Genomic DNA, 15,666 nt, shown 5'->3' with positions numbered 1-15,666 from the left:
GGCACAGGACCGGACATACCGAAGGCCGCCGCGAACGGGATTCGCAGCGGCCTTCACAGTTCACTCAGCGGATGCCTGCCGGCACCGCCACGGGAGTTGTGCTCGCCGGGGTCGAGAGGGGGGCCGGTTGCTGAGGCACCGCCATCTGGGCCGGCAGGAGGTTCGCCGGCTGCGGTGCTCCGCCGCCCGTCTCCGGGGATCCGTCGCCGTCCGCCGAGGTCCCCACCAAGGCCAGCGCGCTCAGCACCAGGCCCGACACCACCACGCCCGCCCCCTGCGCGGCGCGGCGCTTGAAGCGGCCGCCGCCGAGGACGTTCGGGGACTGGCCCAGCGGGGCCGATGATCCCAACGGCGCCACACCGCCCAGGACGCCCGAATCGCGCAGGCCCGCGACCCGGTCGGGGCGCTGGACCGCGACCAGCTGGCCGTCCGCCGTGATCGCCAGGTTGTCCGGGGTGCTCGGCAGGTCCGTGTGCTGCGGGATCGACTGGAGGCTCGCCAGGAAGCCCGCCGACATCGACGGCGCCCCCGCGTGGCGGATCGCCTCCATCGTCTGACGCTGGGCGCGCACCTCGGCCGCGCACGCCGGGCAGCGGGTGATGTGCGACGCCGCGCGGTCGCGTGCGCCGTGGGAAAGCTCGCCGTCGACGAACGCCACCACGACGTCCGGCAGCAGGTGCGACTCGGGGAGTGCCCAGCCTCGCGGTGCGGTCATACCGTCACCTTCGCAGACTGCGGTGCGTGAGCGCGACGACGCTCGAGCGAGGCGCGCAGCGCCTGACGCCCGCGGTGGATGCGGCTGCGGACCGTGCCCAGCTTGACGTTCAGCGTCGCGCCGATCTCCTCGTACGACAGGCCTTCGACGTCACACAGCACCACGGCGGCGCGGAACTCCGGGGGCAGCTCGTCGAGCGCCGCCTGCAGGTCCGGGTCCAGGTGCGTGTCCGAGTAGACCTGCTCGGGGCTCGGGTCGTCGCCCACGATGCGGTCGGTGTCCTCGGGCAGGCCTTCCATCCGCACGCGCGAGCGGCGGCGGGCCATGTCCAGGAACAGGTTGGTGGTGATCCGGTGCAGCCAGCCCTCGAACGTGCCGGGCTTGTAGGACGCCAGCGAGCGGAAGACCCGGATGAAGGTCTCCTGCGTGAGGTCCTCGGCGTCGTGGGTGTTGCCGGTCAGGCGGTAGGCGAGCCGGTAGACGCGGTCGCCGTGTTCGCGCACGACCTCGTCCCAGGACGGCGGCGTCCACGCCTCGTCATTCAGGGACACCGTGTCCAAGGTCACGGGCTTGGCCCCGGTGTCGGCAACGGCGTTCTGCATCGCGGGAGCAGGCACCTCCATCAGCGTTTCTCCTGTCTGCTCCACCCAACGCGGGTCCTCGTCACGGTGTTCCCGTGGCGTCCGGATTTCAGTCTCTCCGGGTTCCTTATGGTTCTAGTGAGACTGGACTGAGAACAGGCTGAGAACTTCTTCCCGGGTGCTTACCAGGGAGCCTGCGCGGATTTATCGACAACCAACGCTAACCTCCGTGCGTGAACACGCCCACCCCTGCGGCCGCACCGGCCGATTCCGGGTTCGTCGACGGGTACCTGCCCGACGACGAGGTGCTGTCTTCGGCGCGCGCACGGGCCGAAGACCTGGGCTGCACCCCGCTCAGCGCGGGTGCGGGAGCGACGTTGCGTTTCCTGGCCGCGACGCTGCGTGCGAAGGCCGTCGTCGAGGTCGGCACCGGCGCGGGGGTGAGCGGGCTCAGCCTGCTGCGCGGGATGGCCCCCGACGGCGTGCTGACCTCGATCGACGTGGAGCCGGAGTACCAGCGCGCGGCGCGCGCGACGTTCCGGGAGGCCGGCTTCGCACCGGGCCGCACCCGCCTGATCATCGGGCGCGCGCTGGACGTGCTGCAGCGGCTCACGCCCGGCGGCTACGACCTGGTGTTCGTCGATTCCGCGCACATCGAGTACCCCGGCTGCTACGAGCTGGGCGTGTCGCTGCTGCGGCGCGGCGGGATCATCGCGTTCCACAACGTGCTCGCCGGCGGCCGGGTGATCGACCCGGCCCACCGGGACCCCGAGACCTTGGCCCTGCGCGAGGTCGCGCGGGCGTTCCGGGAGGACGAACGCCTGGTCCCGGCCCTGCTGCCGGTGGGCGGCGGACTGCTGGTCGCGGCCGCTACCTGAGCTTTGTCCACAGGCTCGTCGAGCTGTGGACAACCGGCCGTCGGCCGACGGTTCCGTCGGTGGGCGCCGGTAGACTGGACGTGGGACGCCCCCCGGGGAGGGTGGGGGCCGCTCCGGTCCCGGCCACCACCGCCGCCACCGCGAGCAGCAGCCACCCCGCCACCACCGCGATCAGCCACGGCCAGCCCGCGTGGCCGTACACCCACGCCCCGGCCGCGCCACCCACGCTGCTGCCCAGGTAGTACGTCGCCGTGTACGTGCCGCCCACCTGGCCGCGGGCGTCCTCCGGGGCGTCCGCCGCCGCCCAGCCGTTCGCCACCGCGTGCGCGGCGAAGAACGCGCAGGTCAGCACCAGGAACCCGGCGATGACCAGCGGCAGCGAATCCGGCAGCGTCAGCGCCGCGCCGGCCGCCGTCAGCAGCAGCGCCCCGGCCAGGGCCCGGCGGCGGCCCACCCGTGCGACCAGCCGCCCGGCCGCCGCCGAGGACACCGAGCCGCTCGCGTAGGCGAGGAAGACCAGCGACGCGATCGCCGGCGACAGGTTCAGCGGCTGCCCGGTCAGCCGGAAGCCCGCGGCGTTGTAGAGGGCGACGAACGAGCCCATCGCGAGCAGCGCGACGGTGTACTGGGCGAGCAGCACCGGCTTGCTCAGCGCCGTGACCAGCCCTCGGGTGACGTCGCGCACCCGGGCGGCCCCGGCGGCGCGAGGGCCCGGCGGAAGCGTCACGACGGTGACGGCCGAGCACACCGCCCCGATGCCCGCGACGACGAACAGCGCACCGCGCCAGCCGAGCGGGCCGGCGGTGAACCCGCTGGCCAGCCTGCCGAGCATGCCGCCGACCGTGTTGCCGGCGATCATCGCGCCGACCGCCGCCGCGACGCCCGCCCGGCCGAGGCGTTCGGCCAGGTAAGCGGCCGCCACCCCGGGGAACCCGGCGATCGCGATGCCCTGCAGCGCGCGCAGGACCAGCAGCGCCGGGTACGTCGGCATCAGCGGCAGCAGCAGGCCGAACACCACCGAAGCGACGACCGACGTCAGGATCACCGGACGGCGGCCGACCACTTCGGACAGCGCCGCGATCGGCAGGACCGCGATGGCGAGCGCGCCGGTCGCGACGCTGACCGCGAGCGCCGCGCCGCCGGGGTCGAGGTGGTACTGCGCCGCCAGCTGCGGCAGCACCGGCTGCGGCGCGTAGAGCAGGGCGAACGAGGAGATCCCGGCCGCGGCGACGGCGGTCTTGACTCGGCGGGTGGAAGTCACGTCCTGAAAGTAAGCACGACTAACCAATACGTCCAATGCACCAAGGTGGCAGAATCGATGCGGTGACGTATGACTCGCTGTCCGCGCAGGTCGCGCCGCACCTGCCGTTGCTCGCCGCCCTCCGGGAGACGAGGAACGTCACACGCGCGGCCGAACTGCTGGGCGTGCCGCAGCCGACCGTGAGCCGGCGGCTCGCGGCGCTGGCGGACGCGCTGGGCGCCCCGCTGACGGTCCCGGACGGTCGGGGCATCCGGCTCACGCGCGCGGCGGAACTGCTGGCCGAGGCGGCCGAGCGCGGGCTGGCGGCGCTCGACACCGGCGTCCGGCTGGCGCGCGAGGAGGTCTCGCCGGAGTCGGGCCACGTCGTGCTGGGCTTCCTGCACCTGCTCGGGCGGTCGCTGGTGCCTTCGCTGCTGCGCGGCCACCGGGCGCGGTACCCGGGAGTGCGGTTCACGCTGGTGCAGGGTTCGCGGCAGGACATGGTCGACCGGCTGGCGGGCGGCGAGCTGGACTTGGCGCTGCTGGCGCCGCTGCCCGACGTTCCGGCGCTGGCCTGCGCGGGTCTGGTGGACGAGGAGATCCTGCTGTCGGTCCCGGCGGGGCACCGGCTCGCCGGCCGGGCGTCGGTGCGGGTGGCCGAGCTGGCGGACGAGGAGTTCGTTCTGCTCGAGCCGGGGTACGGGGTCCGGACGCTGACGGACGAGCTCTGCGCGGCGGCGGGCTTCGCGCCGCGGATCGCGTTCGAGGGCCAGGAGTCGGACACCGTCCGCGGCCTGGTGGCGGCCGGGCTGGGGGTGGCGTTGCTGCCGCGGTTCGGGCCGGGCACCCCGGCGGGCGTGGCGGAGGTGCCGCTGTCGCCACCGCCGTACCGGACGATCGGGCTGGCGTGGCGGGCGGACGAGCCGATGACCCCGGCGGTCACCGGCTTCCGCGAGCACGTCCTCGCGAGCCGTCAGCCCAGCGACGCCGCCAGCTCCACCAGCGTCCGCGCCGCGAACCCCGTCGCCCCCGGGACCACTTCGTCGTAGTTCTTCTCCGACCGGGCCGGCCCGGCGATGTCCAAGTGCGCCCACGGCAGGCCCGACGTGAACTCCCGCAGGAACAACGCCGCCGTGATGCCGCCCGGGCCGCCCGGTGTCTGGCGGACGTCGCCGAACTCGCCGCGGACGTTCTCCGCGTAGTCCTCCACCAGCGGCATCCGCCACCACGCCTCGCCCACCCGCGAGCCGGCCGAGACGACCGCGGCGGCCAGCGAGTCGTCCGACGCGAACAACCCGCCCGTGCGCAGGCCCAGCGAGACCTTCATGGCGCCCGTCAGCGTCGCCGCGTCGACCACGTAGTCCGGGGTGAAGCGGCGGATCCCGTAGACCAGCGCGTCCGCCAGGACCATCCGGCCCTCCGCGTCCGTGTTGCCCACCTCGGTCGTCTTGCCGCCGTAGTGCCGGACGATGTCGCCCGGCCGGTACGACGATCCCGACACGTGGTTCTCCGCGCACGGGACCAGCGCCGTCACCCGGACCGGCAGCCCCAGGGCCGCGACGGCGCGGATCGCCGCGATCACCGCAGCGCCGCCCGCCATGTCCGTGCGCATCAGGTGCATCCCGTCGGCCGGCTTGATCGACAGGCCGCCGGTGTCGAACGTGATGCCCTTGCCGACCAGGAGCAGGTGCGGCGCGGCCCCCGACGGCTTGTACGCCAGCTCGATCAGCCGCGGCGGCCGCGCGGAACCGCCGCCGACGGCCAGGACGCCGCCGAAGCCTTCCGCCGCCAGCCACTTCTCGTCCCGCACCGTCACCTCGACACGCGGGCCGGCCACGCGCGCGGCCGTGTCCGCCAGCCAGGCGGGCGTCTTCACGTTGGACGGCGTGTTCGCGAGGTCGCGGGTCAGCGCCGTCGCCGCGGCCAGCACCGAAGCGCGCTCGACCAGCGCAGGCAGCGCGGGGTCCTCCCCCACGAGCCGGACCGTCCGCACGGACGGCTTCGGGTCGTCGCCGGACACCTTGTACCGGTAGCCGCCCAGCAGGAGCCCCAGCACGAGCTCGGTGACGTGCTCGCCGGACGCCTCTTCGGGCAGCTCGAGCTGCACCGCGCGGAACGCCTTCCCGCCGTGTTCGACGTCCTCGGCCAGCGCCGCGTTCACCGCGCGGACCAGCGCGGCGCCGGTCTTGCGGTACTCCTTCGGCGCGCCACCGCCGAGTCCGGCGATCCAGCGGGGGCCGTCGCCGGGCACCGTCTGCACGTCGCCGGACTTGCCGGTGATCCGGACGCCCTCGATCTCCAACGGCTCGACGTCATCGTTGTCGGCCGCGGCCACCAGCCGGGCCGTCGGGACGCCGCGGCGGAGTTCGCCCGCGACCTCGATGTCGAGCAGAGTAGCCGGAACGGGCGGTAGCGGATTACGCACAGTGAGCAACCTTCGGGCGCAGAGGAACCGCGACCCCGGCCTCCGAAGGGAGACCGGGGTGCGACGGAAGGACGGATCGAGGGAGTCGGCTCAGCCGGTGACCTCCGCCAAAGCGGCGCCGAGGTCCTTCGCTTCTTCTGCGGAGAGTTCGACGACGAGGCGCCCACCACCCTCGAGCGGTACGCGCATCACGAGGCCCCGCCCCTCCTTAGTCACTTCGAGGGGACCATCTCCGGTCCGGGGCTTCATGGCCGCCATAGCGTGCTCCCTCCGTCTCAACCGGCGCGCCCGGGTCGCGCTCGCGTGAAAGCCAGCCGGGTCTGCTGTCCATTGTCCCTCATCAGCGGCCGGGCGCATCAGCGGAGGGGATCTTTTGCCGCCGTATCGGTGCTGGTATGCGGCCCGCGCGAGGTGAAAGACTCTCGGCCGACCGAAGTTTTCCGCGCAAGGAGAAGACGTGACCACATCCGACGTCCTGTTGACCGCCGACGCCGACGGGGTGCGCACCCTCACCCTCAACCGGCCGCAGGCGTACAACTCGCTGACCGTCGAGCTGAAGGAAGCACTGCTCGCGGCGCTGCGCGAGGCGGCGGACGACAAGGGAGTCCGCGCGGTCGTGCTGACCGGATCGGGCAAGGCGTTCTGCGCCGGGCAGGACCTGAAGGAACACGTGGGGCTGCTGCAAGCGGGTGACCCCGCCCCGCTACAGACTGTGAAGGAGCATTACAACCCGATCGTCAAGACCATCGTGGCGATGCCGAAGCCGGTGATCGCGGCGGTCAACGGCACCGCCGCCGGCGCCGGGGCCGCCTTCGCCTACGCCAGTGACCTGCGGATCGCCGCCGAGTCGTCGTCGTTCCTGATGGCCTTCGCCAACGTCGGGCTCGGCCCGGACTCGGGCGCCTCGTGGACGCTGCAGCGGCTGGTCGGCTACGGCCGCGCCGCCGAGCTGATGCTGCTGGCCCGGACCGTCGACGCGGCCGAGGCGCTGCGGCTCGGTCTGGTCGGCGAGGTCGTGCCGGACACCGAACTCGCCGCCCGCGCCCAGCAGGTGGCGGCGAAGCTGGCGGCCGGCCCGACCGTGGCCTACGCGAAGATCAAGGGCGTGCTCAACCTGGCCGCGCAGTCGACGTTCGAAGAGGCGCTCGACGCCGAGGACGCCGCTCAGTCGGCGCTCGGCGCGACCGCCGACCACACGGAGGCCGTCGAGGCCTTCGTCGGCAAGCGCAAGCCGGCCTTCCAGGGCAAGTAGCGCACCGGGGCTGCTTCCGGGCTCAGGCCGCCCGGAAGCAGCCGCGGACGTGGTCGTCGACCATGCCGGTGGCCTGCATCAGCGCGTAGCAGGTCGTCGGGCCGAGGAAGACGAAGCCGCGCTTCTTCAGCTCCTTCGCCATCGCCTTGGACTCGTCGGTGATGGCCGGGACGTCGGCCATCGTCTCCGGACGCCGGTGGGACGCCGGCGCGAACGACCACAGCAGGTCGTCCAGCGGCTCGTCCAAAGCCGCGATCGCCTGCGCGTTCTTGATGGCGGCCAGGATCTTCGCCCGGTTCCGCACGATCGACGCGTCCTGCATCAGCCGCTCTACGTCGGCGTCGCCGAACTTCGCCACCTTCGCCGGCTTGAACTGCTTGAACGCCTTCCGGAAGCCTTCGCGCTTGCGCAGGATCGTGATCCACGACAGCCCCGACTGGAACGACTCGAGGCACAGCCGCTCGTACAGCTCGTCCTGCCCGTGGAGCGGGACGCCCCACTCCTTGTCGTGGTAGTCGGCGTAGTCCGGGGTCGAATTGCCCCAGCTGCACCGCGAGACGCCGTCGGCGCCGATCAGCTCACTCATCCCCGCCCACCGAATAGTTCTCCGCGAACCGCGCGAACCGCCGCAGCGACTGGCGCACCCCCAGCGCGAACACCGGCCGCACGACCGGCCAGCCGAGCCGGCCCAGCGGCCCGAACGGCAGCCGCAGGTGCTCGGCCCAGACGAACGTCGAGCGCGTCGCGCCCTTCGGCACCACCTGGAACACGCCGGTGCCGGCCACGATGCTGCCGAGGTGCCGGACGCCGCACCGGACCGGCGGCTCCCAGCTGGTGATCTCCATGGTGTCGGTGAAGCCGAGGCCGGCCACGCCGGTGAACGCCGACAGCCGCGACCCGACGCTCCGGCCGTTGCCCTCGATCACCTCGACCTCGGTGCCGAGCATCCACTCGCCCTGGCGCGCCCAGTCCGTCAGCGCGAGCCAGGTCGTCCCCGCCGGGGCGCGGACGTCGACCGAGAGGATCAGGTCCGTCACGGGGAGGCCTCGGGCGAACTCTCCCGTTCCCGGTCGCGTTCGCGCTGCTCCAGCTCGGCGACGCGGGCGCGCAGCTCGTCGAGCTCGACACCGAGGCGCCGCATCACCCAGTCCACTTCGGACATCTTGTACCCGCGCAGCACCAGCTGGAAGCGGACTTCGGCCAGGTCCTCGCCGGTGATGTCCTCGGCGGGCAGCCGCGTGGGCGAGCTGCCCGGCGGCAGCGGGGCGAGTTCCTCACCCCGGCCGAACACGACGGCGGCGAGCAGGAACACCACGGCCGCCACCAGCAGCATGACTACGAGGTAGATCAGCGCGGTCGTCACGCGACGATCGTGGCATACCCACCCCAGGAACGTCTCGCGAGCACGACGAGCCGGACGGAAAGCAGTACCCAGGCGACCATCAGCAGCGCGCACGGGACGCTCAGGAACAGGCGCGAGACGTCGACGAACCCGGTCGCCGAGATCAGCAGCCCGACCGAGGCGAGGTTGACGCCGACCGCCAGCGCGATGAGGATCCCGCAGAACCGGGCGAGCCCGGTGCCGTCCATGCGCCGGCTCAGCCAGCGGATGCCGAGCAGCGCGAGCACCCCGATCACCGGCACGACGAACACCGCGCCGTGGGCGGCGTGCGTGACGACCTTGTACCACTCCGGCGTGGGCGTCGAAAGTTTCGTCCACTCGCCGAAGGTGAGGATCCGCGCGTAATCCCAGAGGATCTGCATCGCCGGGACGCCGATGACGAGTTTCCACAGCGTGCGGACGCCGCTGAGCATGCCCAGCTCGGCCTGGTAGTCGCGGGCGACGACGGCCGCCGGGCCGAAGTCGGCGACCGCCCGGCGCTGCGCGTCCTCGTCGCTCCAGCCGCCCGCGCGGTAGGCGTCGGCGGCGTCGTGCAGCCCGTCGCGGGCCTCCTCGAGAAGGTCGGCCTTGAACCGGCCGCAGCCGTGCAGCCTGCGGTCCAGCTCCCCCAGGTATGCGTCGATCATGCGCCCAGCACTCCCCCGATGACTGCCGTGAACTCCCGCCACTCGGTGCGTTCGGCGGCCAGCGCCTGCTCGCCGGAGCGGGTGAGCCGGTAGGTCCGCCGCTTGCGACCGGACACGACGTCCCACTCGCTGGCCAGCCAGCCGGCCCGCTCGAGCCGGCGCAGCGCCGGGTACACGGTGCCGGTCGGCAGGTCGAGCGCGCCGTCGCTGCGCAGCTGGAGCGCCTCGATGATCGCGTAGCCGTGCAGTTTCCGGCCGTCGAGCACGGCCAGCAGCAACGCGTCGAGGTGCCCGCGCAGGGTGTCCGCCTTCATGGGTAAGCAGTCTACACGTCGACTGGCTACATGTAGGCAGACTATGTGTAGCCTGTCTACATGAACGCACTCCCGGTCGCGAGGCTCCAGTTCGCGACGACGACCTCGTTCCACTTCCTGTTCGTGCTGCTCACCCTGGGGCTGGTCACCTTGGTGGCCGTGATGCAGACGCGCTGGACATTCGGCGGCAAGCCCGAGCTCCTGCGGATGACGCGGTTCTGGGGCCGCCTCTACGTGATCAACTACGCGCTCGGGATCGTCACCGGGATCGTGATGGAGTTCCAGTTCGGGCTCACCTGGACCGGGCTCTCGGCCTTCGCCGGCGACGTCTTCGGCGCACCGCTGGCCATCGAGACGCTGGTCGCGTTCTTCCTCGAGTCGACCTTCCTCGGCCTGTGGATCTTCGGCTTCGGGCGCATGAACAAGTGGCTGCACCTGACGCTGCTGTGGCTGGTCACGCTGACCGCGTACGCGTCGGCGCTGTTCATCATGCTGGCCAATTCGTTCCTGCAGAACCCGGTCGGCAGCCGCGTCGAGAACGGCACGCTGCGCCTCGACGACTTCGGCGCGCTGTTCACCAACCCGGCACTGGTCGCGTCGCTGCCGCACGTCGTGGGCGCCGCGATCGTGACCGGCGGCTTCTTCGTCGTGGGCGTCAGCGCGTGGCACTTCCTGAAGCGCACCACCGAGGTCGAGTTCTTTCGCCGGTCGATGCGGCTCGGCGTCGTCGCGGCGCTCGTCGGCTCGATCTTCGTCGTCAACCAGGGCTTCGCGCAGTTCGGTGAGCTCGCGATGTACCAGCCGGAGAAGCTGAAGACCGGCGGTGTCGGCCTGCCGCTCGGCCTGATGATCATGCTCGGGTTCGTCATGTTCCTGGGTGCGCTGTTGGGCACGTTGCTGCTGATCCGGAACTGGATCACGAAGGCGCGCTTCCTGCACTACCTGATGGTCGCGGCGATCCCGCTGCCGTTCGCCGCGGCGATCATGGGCTGGCTGGTGCGCGAACTCGGCCGCCAGCCGTGGCTGGTCTGGGGGAAGCTGCGGACCGCCGACGCGATCGCGGACGTCCCCGCCGGCCAGATCCTGTTCTCCTTCATCGCTTTCTCACTGCTGTTCGCCGCGCTCGCGGTGGCCGACTGGGTGCTCATGGCGCGGGTCGCCAAGCGCGGCCCGGAGCCGGCCGAAGCGCCCGCCGAACTGCCCGTCCTGAGCGGAGTCTGACCGATGGCGACCTTCTGGTGGTGTGTGCTGGGCCTGCTGACGTGCGGGTACTTCGCGCTCGCGGGGTACGACTACGGCGTCGGCATGCTCCTTCCCTGCTTCGAGTCCGGCGAGCGGCGGCGACGGCAGACGCTCGGCGCGCTCGGGCCGTTCTTCCTGGCCAACGAGGTGTGGCTGGTGGCGGCCGTCGGCCTGCTGTTCGGCGCGTTCCCGCACCTGGAGGGCAAGGTGTTCGCCGGGGCGTACGTCCTGGTCGTGACGCTGCTGCTCGGCCTGACGACGTTCACCGCGTCGATGCAGCTGCGCAGCCGCCGCCCGGACGCGCGCCGCGGCGCCTGGACGGCGGGCATCGTCGGCGGCGCGCTGGTGACGGCGCTGTCGTGGGGCCTGTTCCTCGGCAACCTGGTGCTCGGGCTGCCGCTGTCGCCCGACGGCTCGCCTTCGGGGGACGTGCTCGCGTTGTTCTCGCCCTACGCGGTGCTGTGGGGGCTCGGGTTCGTCGCGCTGTTCTGCTGGCAGGGCGCGGCTTTCCTGGCCGTGCGGGGGCCGGCCGAGCTGGCCGGCCGCGCGGTGCGCCTGGCCCGCGCGTTCTCGGCACCGGTGTTCGCGTTCCTGGTGGTCGCCTCGGCGTGGGGTGTCTTCGCGCTGGACGGCGTTCCGGTGTTCGGCGCGGTCGTCGCCGGGCTGGCTTTCGCGGCTTTCGCCGTCGCCCGGCTCGGGCTGGCGGCGCGGCGGTACCGGGTCGCGCTCGTCGGGACGATGGTGCTTTCGGCCTGTCCGGCGCTGCTCGCCGGGACCCTGCGGTTCCCGGCCGTGCTGGCCGCGCCGGGGTACGCGCTGACAGTCGGCCAGGCGGCGACGGCGCCGGAGACGTTCGCGGTGCTGGCCTGGTTCGCGCCTCCCTCGGTGCTGGTGTTGCTGGTGGTGCAGTGGCTGACCTGGCGTGCGCACCGCCGTCCCGTCGACCAGCGCTCGCTGCTGCACTTCTAGGGAGACGTCGTGCCCGCACTCCCCGGACTCCGGCGGTACCTCTGCGCGCTGAGCCTGCTCGGCGTGCTCACCGCGGTTTCCGTGCTCCTCCAAGCCGAAGGGCTCGCCACGCTGCTCACCGGCGGCGGGATTTCGCTGTCCCTGATCGTGGCCATCGCGGCGCGAGCCGGGCTTTCCTGGGGGCACGGTGTCCTCAGTGGACGGTTTGCGGCGTCGGTCCGCGATGCCCTGCGACGGCGGTTGCTCAGGTCTGCTTCGGACCGTGCGGGCGTCGTCGCGACACAGGTGACGCGCGGTGTCGACGCCACGGACAGCTACCTGACCGGGTACCTGCCCTCGCTGGTCGTGTCGGTGGTGGTGCCGGCCGCGGTGATCGTCCGGCTGTTCACCGAGGACCTGGTCTCGGCGCTCGTCGTGGTCGTCACCCTGCCGCTGATTCCGGTGTTCGCCGTCCTGGCCGGGAAGCAGGCGAAGGCGTCCGTCCAGTGGGAGCTGCTGACGAAGCTGGGCGGGCACTTCCTGGACGTCGTCCGCGGGCTCGGGACGTTGAAGGTGTTCGGCCGGGCGGCCGCGCAGGCTTCGACGGTCCGGGCCATGGCGTCCGCCCACGCGGACGCGACCATGAAGACGCTGCGGGTGGCCTTCCTTTCGGCACTGGTGCTGGAGCTGGTGGCGACGCTTTCGGTCGCGCTGGTCGCGGTGCCGATCGGGTTCCGGCTGCTCTCGGGTGACCTGGCGGCGCGTCCGGCGCTGGTGATCCTGTTGCTGACGCCCGAGGCGTACCTGCCACTGCGGGCGGCGGGCGCGAAGTTCCACGCGGCGGCGGAGGGGCTGGCGGCCTTGCGGGAGGCCTTGGCCGGTCCGGTGGTTTCCCCGCGTTCCGCGGTTTCCACGCGGCGGCGGGGTGCACCTTCCCTGGTCCTGGACCGGGTCTCGGTTTCCTACGGAGGGGTTCCCGCGTTGTCCGAAGTGGACTTGACGGTGCCCGCCGGATCGCGGATCGCGGTGGTGGGGCCGAGCGGGTCGGGCAAGAGCACACTGCTGGCGGTGCTGCTGGGATTCGTGCCGCCCACTTCGGGCCGGGTGCTGGTGGACGGGGTGGACCTGCGGTCGCTGGCGCCGGCGGCCTGGCTGGCCGAAGTCGCCTGGGTCCCGCAGCGGCCGACGTTGTTCCAGGGTTCGCTGGCTTCGAACATCGCGCTGGGCCTGCCGTCGGCGGACGTCCCGTTCGCGGCCCGCGCGGCGGCGTTGGACTCCGTCGCGGCCGGCTTGCCGCAGGGGTTCGAGACGCCGGTGGGCGAGCTGGGCGAGGTGCTGTCGGCGGGACAGCGGCAGCGGGTGGGGTTGGCGCGGGCGCTGGCCCGGACGTCGGCGGGGCTGGTGCTGCTGGACGAACCGACGGCGCGGCTGGATTCCCGGACGGAGGCGGCGGTGCTGTCGGCGACCCGGCGGTTGCTGCCGGGCCGGACGGCGGTGCTGGTGGCCCACCGCCCGGCGATGGTCTCGCTGGCGGACCGGGTGATCGAACTCCGCGGCGGCCGGATCTGCCCGGAGGTGGCGGCGTGAACACCTGGGCCCTGTCCACCAAGGACCTGCTCCGCCTGCTTCGCGCCGCCCTCCTCGGGGCGGCCGCCGAACTCGCCGCCCTCGCGCTCATGGCCACCGCCGCCTGGCTGCTGCTGCGCGCCGCCGAGCGGCCTCCGCTCGCCGCGCTCACCGTCGCCATCGTCGCCGTCCGCACCCTCGCCCTCCTCCGCGGTGGCCTGCGGTACGCCGAACGGCTCGCCGGGCACGAGGTCGTCCTGCGCTGGCTCGGCTCGCTGCGAACCCGCGTCTACCAAGCCCTCCTGCCCGGCACCAGGTACTCCGGCGGCGACCTCGTCACCCGGCTGGTGTCCGATGTGGACGCACTGCAGGACGCCGTCCTGCGGTGGCTCCTGCCCGCCGGGGTCGCCGCGATCGTGGGCACCGCCGCGGTCGCCGTCACCGCCACCGCGTCGGTGCCGGCGGCCGGAACGCTCGCCGCCGGGCTGCTCGCCGCCGGGGTCCTGCTCCCGTGGCTGGTCATCCGCCGCACCACCGAGGCCGCCCGGGAAAGCGCCCCGAACCGGGCCGAACTCGCCGAACGAGCCGTCGAGCTCGTCACCGGGCACCGGGAACTGCTCGCCGCCGGGGCACTCGAAGAACACCGGCGAAACGCCGCGGACGTCGTCCACCGGATCACCGCCGGTGAGCGGGCTGCCTCCGGCCGGACCGCCCTGCTCACCGCGGCCGGGGTGCTCGTCCAGCTGGTCACCGCCGTCGGCGTCGGGGTGCTCTGCCGTGCCTCCGTGCCCTGGACCGCCGCGCTCACCCTCGCCGCCGTGGCGGCCTTCGAGGTCGTCCTCCCGCTGATCGGGGCCGCCCGGCGGGTTCCGGAGATCCGCGCCGCCGCCTCCCGGGTGCGCGCCGTGCTGCGCGAACCCGCCGTCCCGGCCGGGACCCGCACCGCTCGGGCCGGCCACTTCCGGCTGGAGAAAGCCGGTGTCCGCCACCCCGGGCGGCCACCGGTGCTCCGGGACGTCGACCTCGACCTGCCGCCCGGCAAGCGCGTCGGGATCCTCGGCCCCAGCGGTGCCGGGAAGACGACCCTCCTGCGCCTCCTGCTCGGCAGCCAGGCCCCGACCGAAGGCCGGGTGACCCTCGACGGCCACCCGCTCGGCGAGTACGCCGACCTGTCGAAGATCATTTCGGGCGCCGAAGCCGACGCCCACGTCTTCCACACGACCGTCCGCGAGAACCTCCTGCTCGCCAAGCCGGACGCGACCGGCGAAGAACTGGCCGACGCCTGCGAAACCGCCGGGTTCGACCTGGCCCTCGACCGCGGCACCGGCCCGGACGGCGCGGCGCTGTCCGGCGGTCAGCGCCAGCGGCTGATCCTCGCCAGGGCCGTGCTGGCCGCCCCGGCGGTCCTCGTGCTCGACGAGCCCGTCGAAGGCCTCGATCCGGCCCACGGCGACGCCGTCCTGAAGAGCGTCCTCGCGAAGGCGAACGGGAGCGTGGTGCTCGTCACCCACCGCCCCGAGCACCTGGAGGGCTTCGACGAGGTGCTCACCCTCGAGGACGGGCGAGCACGTCCCGCATCGGCGGCCGATCGGCGACGCGGACGTCCGTGACGTCCGGCAGCCACTCCCCGTCCACGGCCACGAACTGCGTGAACGGCGCGGCGGCTGCCGGGACGCCGCAGCGGTCCAGTGCGGTGCCGAGGATCTGCCGGGACATCACCCCGAGCTGGGGCAGCGAGCGGTTCCGGTGCTTGCGGACGCCCAGGTTGACCTGCGCGAGCCCGTCGAGGCCGTACCGCGCCTCGGCGTCGAGCAGCAGCCCGATTTCGACGCCGTAGCCGGCGGCGAACGGCACCGACTCGAGGAACTCGCGCGTGCCCGCGTACTCGCCGCCGAGGGGCTGGATCAGCCCGCCGAGGGCGGGCCGCAACGCCGAGAGCACCGGCCGTGCCAGGAGCTCGGTGACGCGCCCGCCGCCGCTGCTCTCCAGCCGCAGCGGCCGGCGGTAGAAGCCCTTGACCAGGTGGACGCCGCTCGCGGAGACCAGCGGCCCGAGCAGCGACGGCACGAACGCCGGGTCCGGGTCGACCAGGTCGGAGTCGAGGAAGACGACGAGGTCGCCGCTGGTCGCGGCCAGCGAACGCCACAGCACCTCGCCCTTGCCCGGCACCGGCGGCAGGTCCGGCAGGACGTCCTCGCGACGGACCACCCGCGCTCCCGCGGCCTCGGCGGTTTCGGCGGTCGCGTCCGTGGAACCCGAGTCCACGACGACCAGCTCGTCGACGACGCTGCCGACGAGCGGCCGCACCGACGCGACGACGTCCCCCACGGTCCGCTCTTCGTCCAGTGCCGGTAGCACCACCGAAACCGTCCGGTCACCCTTCGCGGCCACGATGTCCGCAGGCGTCCACCCGGGCTCCTGCCACGTACGCCGCTCGAACCAACTCACGAGTAACGATCGTGCCATGCTGGGGGCAC

18 protein-coding genes are annotated in these 15,666 nt (G+C 72.9%); 7 read left to right on the top strand and 11 right to left on the bottom strand.

The genetic code is table 11. The annotated features are described in order from the left end of the window. Positions 1–64: 64 nt before the first annotated feature. Together ACFVYA_RS20650 and sigE are read right to left on the bottom strand one after the other, a co-directional pair. The gene (locus ACFVYA_RS20650) at positions 65–715 is read right to left on the bottom strand and encodes an anti-sigma factor (protein WP_285988439.1); all 651 of its coding nucleotides are present in this window, start codon (positions 713–715) and stop codon (positions 65–67) included. Continuing rightward, the gene (gene sigE / locus ACFVYA_RS20645) at positions 712–1,338 is read right to left on the bottom strand and encodes an RNA polymerase sigma factor SigE (RefSeq protein WP_387047090.1); all 627 of its coding nucleotides are present in this window, start codon (positions 1,336–1,338) and stop codon (positions 712–714) included. Before sigE ends, ACFVYA_RS20650 begins: the two co-directional genes overlap by 4 nt. Before the next feature lie 191 nt (positions 1,339–1,529). On the opposite strand from sigE, the gene ACFVYA_RS20640 reads away from it, so the two are divergent. Continuing rightward, a complete protein-coding gene (locus ACFVYA_RS20640; RefSeq protein WP_013222974.1) occupies positions 1,530–2,174 on the top strand; it encodes an O-methyltransferase in 645 nt (214 codons plus the stop codon). Here ACFVYA_RS20640 and ACFVYA_RS20635 read toward each other — a convergent pair. Then, positions 2,167–3,435 carry an MFS transporter gene (locus ACFVYA_RS20635; protein WP_387047029.1) on the bottom strand — a complete coding sequence of 423 codons (1,269 nt, stop codon included), beginning with the start codon at positions 3,433–3,435 and terminating at the stop codon, positions 2,167–2,169. The genes ACFVYA_RS20640 and ACFVYA_RS20635 overlap by 8 nt on opposite strands. A 62-nt stretch (positions 3,436–3,497) precedes the next feature. On the opposite strand from ACFVYA_RS20635, the gene ACFVYA_RS20630 reads away from it, so the two are divergent. Beyond that, positions 3,498–4,463, top strand: coding sequence for a LysR family transcriptional regulator (locus tag ACFVYA_RS20630; protein ID WP_387047026.1), 966 nt, complete (start codon positions 3,498–3,500; stop codon positions 4,461–4,463). Here the strand turns inward: ACFVYA_RS20630 and ACFVYA_RS20625 are convergent. After that, positions 4,388–5,839 (bottom strand): leucyl aminopeptidase family protein, encoded by a 1,452-nt coding sequence (locus tag ACFVYA_RS20625; RefSeq protein WP_387047025.1) that lies wholly within the window; start codon positions 5,837–5,839, stop codon positions 4,388–4,390. The two genes, ACFVYA_RS20630 and ACFVYA_RS20625, sit on opposite strands and share 76 nt — an antisense overlap. Positions 5,840–5,929: 90 nt before the next feature. Continuing rightward, complete coding sequence (locus tag ACFVYA_RS20620) at positions 5,930–6,097, bottom strand: DUF3117 domain-containing protein (RefSeq protein ID WP_013222969.1); 168 nt, start codon at positions 6,095–6,097, stop codon at positions 5,930–5,932. 199 nt (positions 6,098–6,296) lie between these two features. Here ACFVYA_RS20620 and ACFVYA_RS20615 point away from each other — a divergent pair, with 199 nt between their 5' ends. Beyond that, positions 6,297–7,091, top strand: coding sequence for an enoyl-CoA hydratase-related protein (locus ACFVYA_RS20615; protein ID WP_387047022.1), 795 nt, complete (start codon positions 6,297–6,299; stop codon positions 7,089–7,091). 22 nt (positions 7,092–7,113) lie between these two features. On the opposite strand, the gene ACFVYA_RS20610 is transcribed toward ACFVYA_RS20615, so the two are convergent. From ACFVYA_RS20610 to ACFVYA_RS20590, 5 genes are read right to left on the bottom strand one after another with little or no spacing between them, the layout of a single operon-like run. After that, the gene (locus tag ACFVYA_RS20610; protein ID WP_387047020.1) at positions 7,114–7,677 is read right to left on the bottom strand and encodes a DNA-3-methyladenine glycosylase I; all 564 of its coding nucleotides are present in this window, start codon (positions 7,675–7,677) and stop codon (positions 7,114–7,116) included. Next, a complete protein-coding gene (locus tag ACFVYA_RS20605) occupies positions 7,670–8,128 on the bottom strand; it encodes an SRPBCC family protein (protein WP_285988433.1) in 459 nt (152 codons plus the stop codon). Before ACFVYA_RS20605 ends, ACFVYA_RS20610 begins: the two co-directional genes overlap by 8 nt. Further along, the gene (locus tag ACFVYA_RS20600; RefSeq protein ID WP_387047018.1) at positions 8,125–8,454 is read right to left on the bottom strand and encodes a DivIVA domain-containing protein; all 330 of its coding nucleotides are present in this window, start codon (positions 8,452–8,454) and stop codon (positions 8,125–8,127) included. The genes ACFVYA_RS20605 and ACFVYA_RS20600 overlap by 4 nt, the downstream gene beginning before the upstream one ends. Continuing rightward, positions 8,451–9,119, bottom strand: coding sequence for a permease prefix domain 1-containing protein (locus tag ACFVYA_RS20595; RefSeq protein WP_387047017.1), 669 nt, complete (start codon positions 9,117–9,119; stop codon positions 8,451–8,453). The genes ACFVYA_RS20600 and ACFVYA_RS20595 overlap by 4 nt, the downstream gene beginning before the upstream one ends. Next, positions 9,116–9,433 carry a helix-turn-helix transcriptional regulator gene (locus ACFVYA_RS20590; RefSeq protein ID WP_285988430.1) on the bottom strand — a complete coding sequence of 106 codons (318 nt, stop codon included), beginning with the start codon at positions 9,431–9,433 and terminating at the stop codon, positions 9,116–9,118. The genes ACFVYA_RS20595 and ACFVYA_RS20590 overlap by 4 nt, the downstream gene beginning before the upstream one ends. Positions 9,434–9,493: 60 nt before the next feature. Between ACFVYA_RS20590 and ACFVYA_RS20585 the strand changes: the two genes are divergently transcribed. Genes ACFVYA_RS20585 through cydC form a run of 4 tightly spaced genes read left to right on the top strand, consistent with a single transcriptional unit; the run spans position 9,494 to position 14,799 of the window. Continuing rightward, positions 9,494–10,654 (top strand): cytochrome ubiquinol oxidase subunit I, encoded by a 1,161-nt coding sequence (locus ACFVYA_RS20585; protein ID WP_387047014.1) that lies wholly within the window; start codon positions 9,494–9,496, stop codon positions 10,652–10,654. Positions 10,655–10,657: 3 nt separating this feature from the next. Then, a complete protein-coding gene (locus tag ACFVYA_RS20580) occupies positions 10,658–11,644 on the top strand; it encodes a cytochrome d ubiquinol oxidase subunit II (RefSeq protein ID WP_387047013.1) in 987 nt (328 codons plus the stop codon). A 9-nt stretch (positions 11,645–11,653) separates the two neighbouring features. After that, entirely contained in the window at positions 11,654–13,210 is a 1,557-nt protein-coding gene (cydD, locus tag ACFVYA_RS20575) for a thiol reductant ABC exporter subunit CydD (RefSeq protein ID WP_387047010.1), read from the top strand. Then, complete coding sequence (cydC, locus tag ACFVYA_RS20570) at positions 13,207–14,799, top strand: thiol reductant ABC exporter subunit CydC (protein WP_387047008.1); 1,593 nt, start codon at positions 13,207–13,209, stop codon at positions 14,797–14,799. The genes cydD and cydC overlap by 4 nt, the downstream gene beginning before the upstream one ends. On the opposite strand, the gene ACFVYA_RS20565 is transcribed toward cydC, so the two are convergent. Next, on the bottom strand, positions 14,735–15,637 hold the full coding sequence (locus tag ACFVYA_RS20565) for a glucosyl-3-phosphoglycerate synthase (protein ID WP_387047005.1): 903 nt from the start codon (positions 15,635–15,637) through the stop codon (positions 14,735–14,737). The genes cydC and ACFVYA_RS20565 overlap by 65 nt on opposite strands. Positions 15,638–15,666 lie beyond the last annotated feature (29 nt).

Source organism: Amycolatopsis sp. NPDC058278 (assembly GCF_042881395.1).
Classification (GTDB): domain Bacteria; phylum Actinomycetota; class Actinomycetes; order Mycobacteriales; family Pseudonocardiaceae; genus Amycolatopsis.
This window is presented reverse-complemented; position numbering and strand designations above follow the sequence as displayed.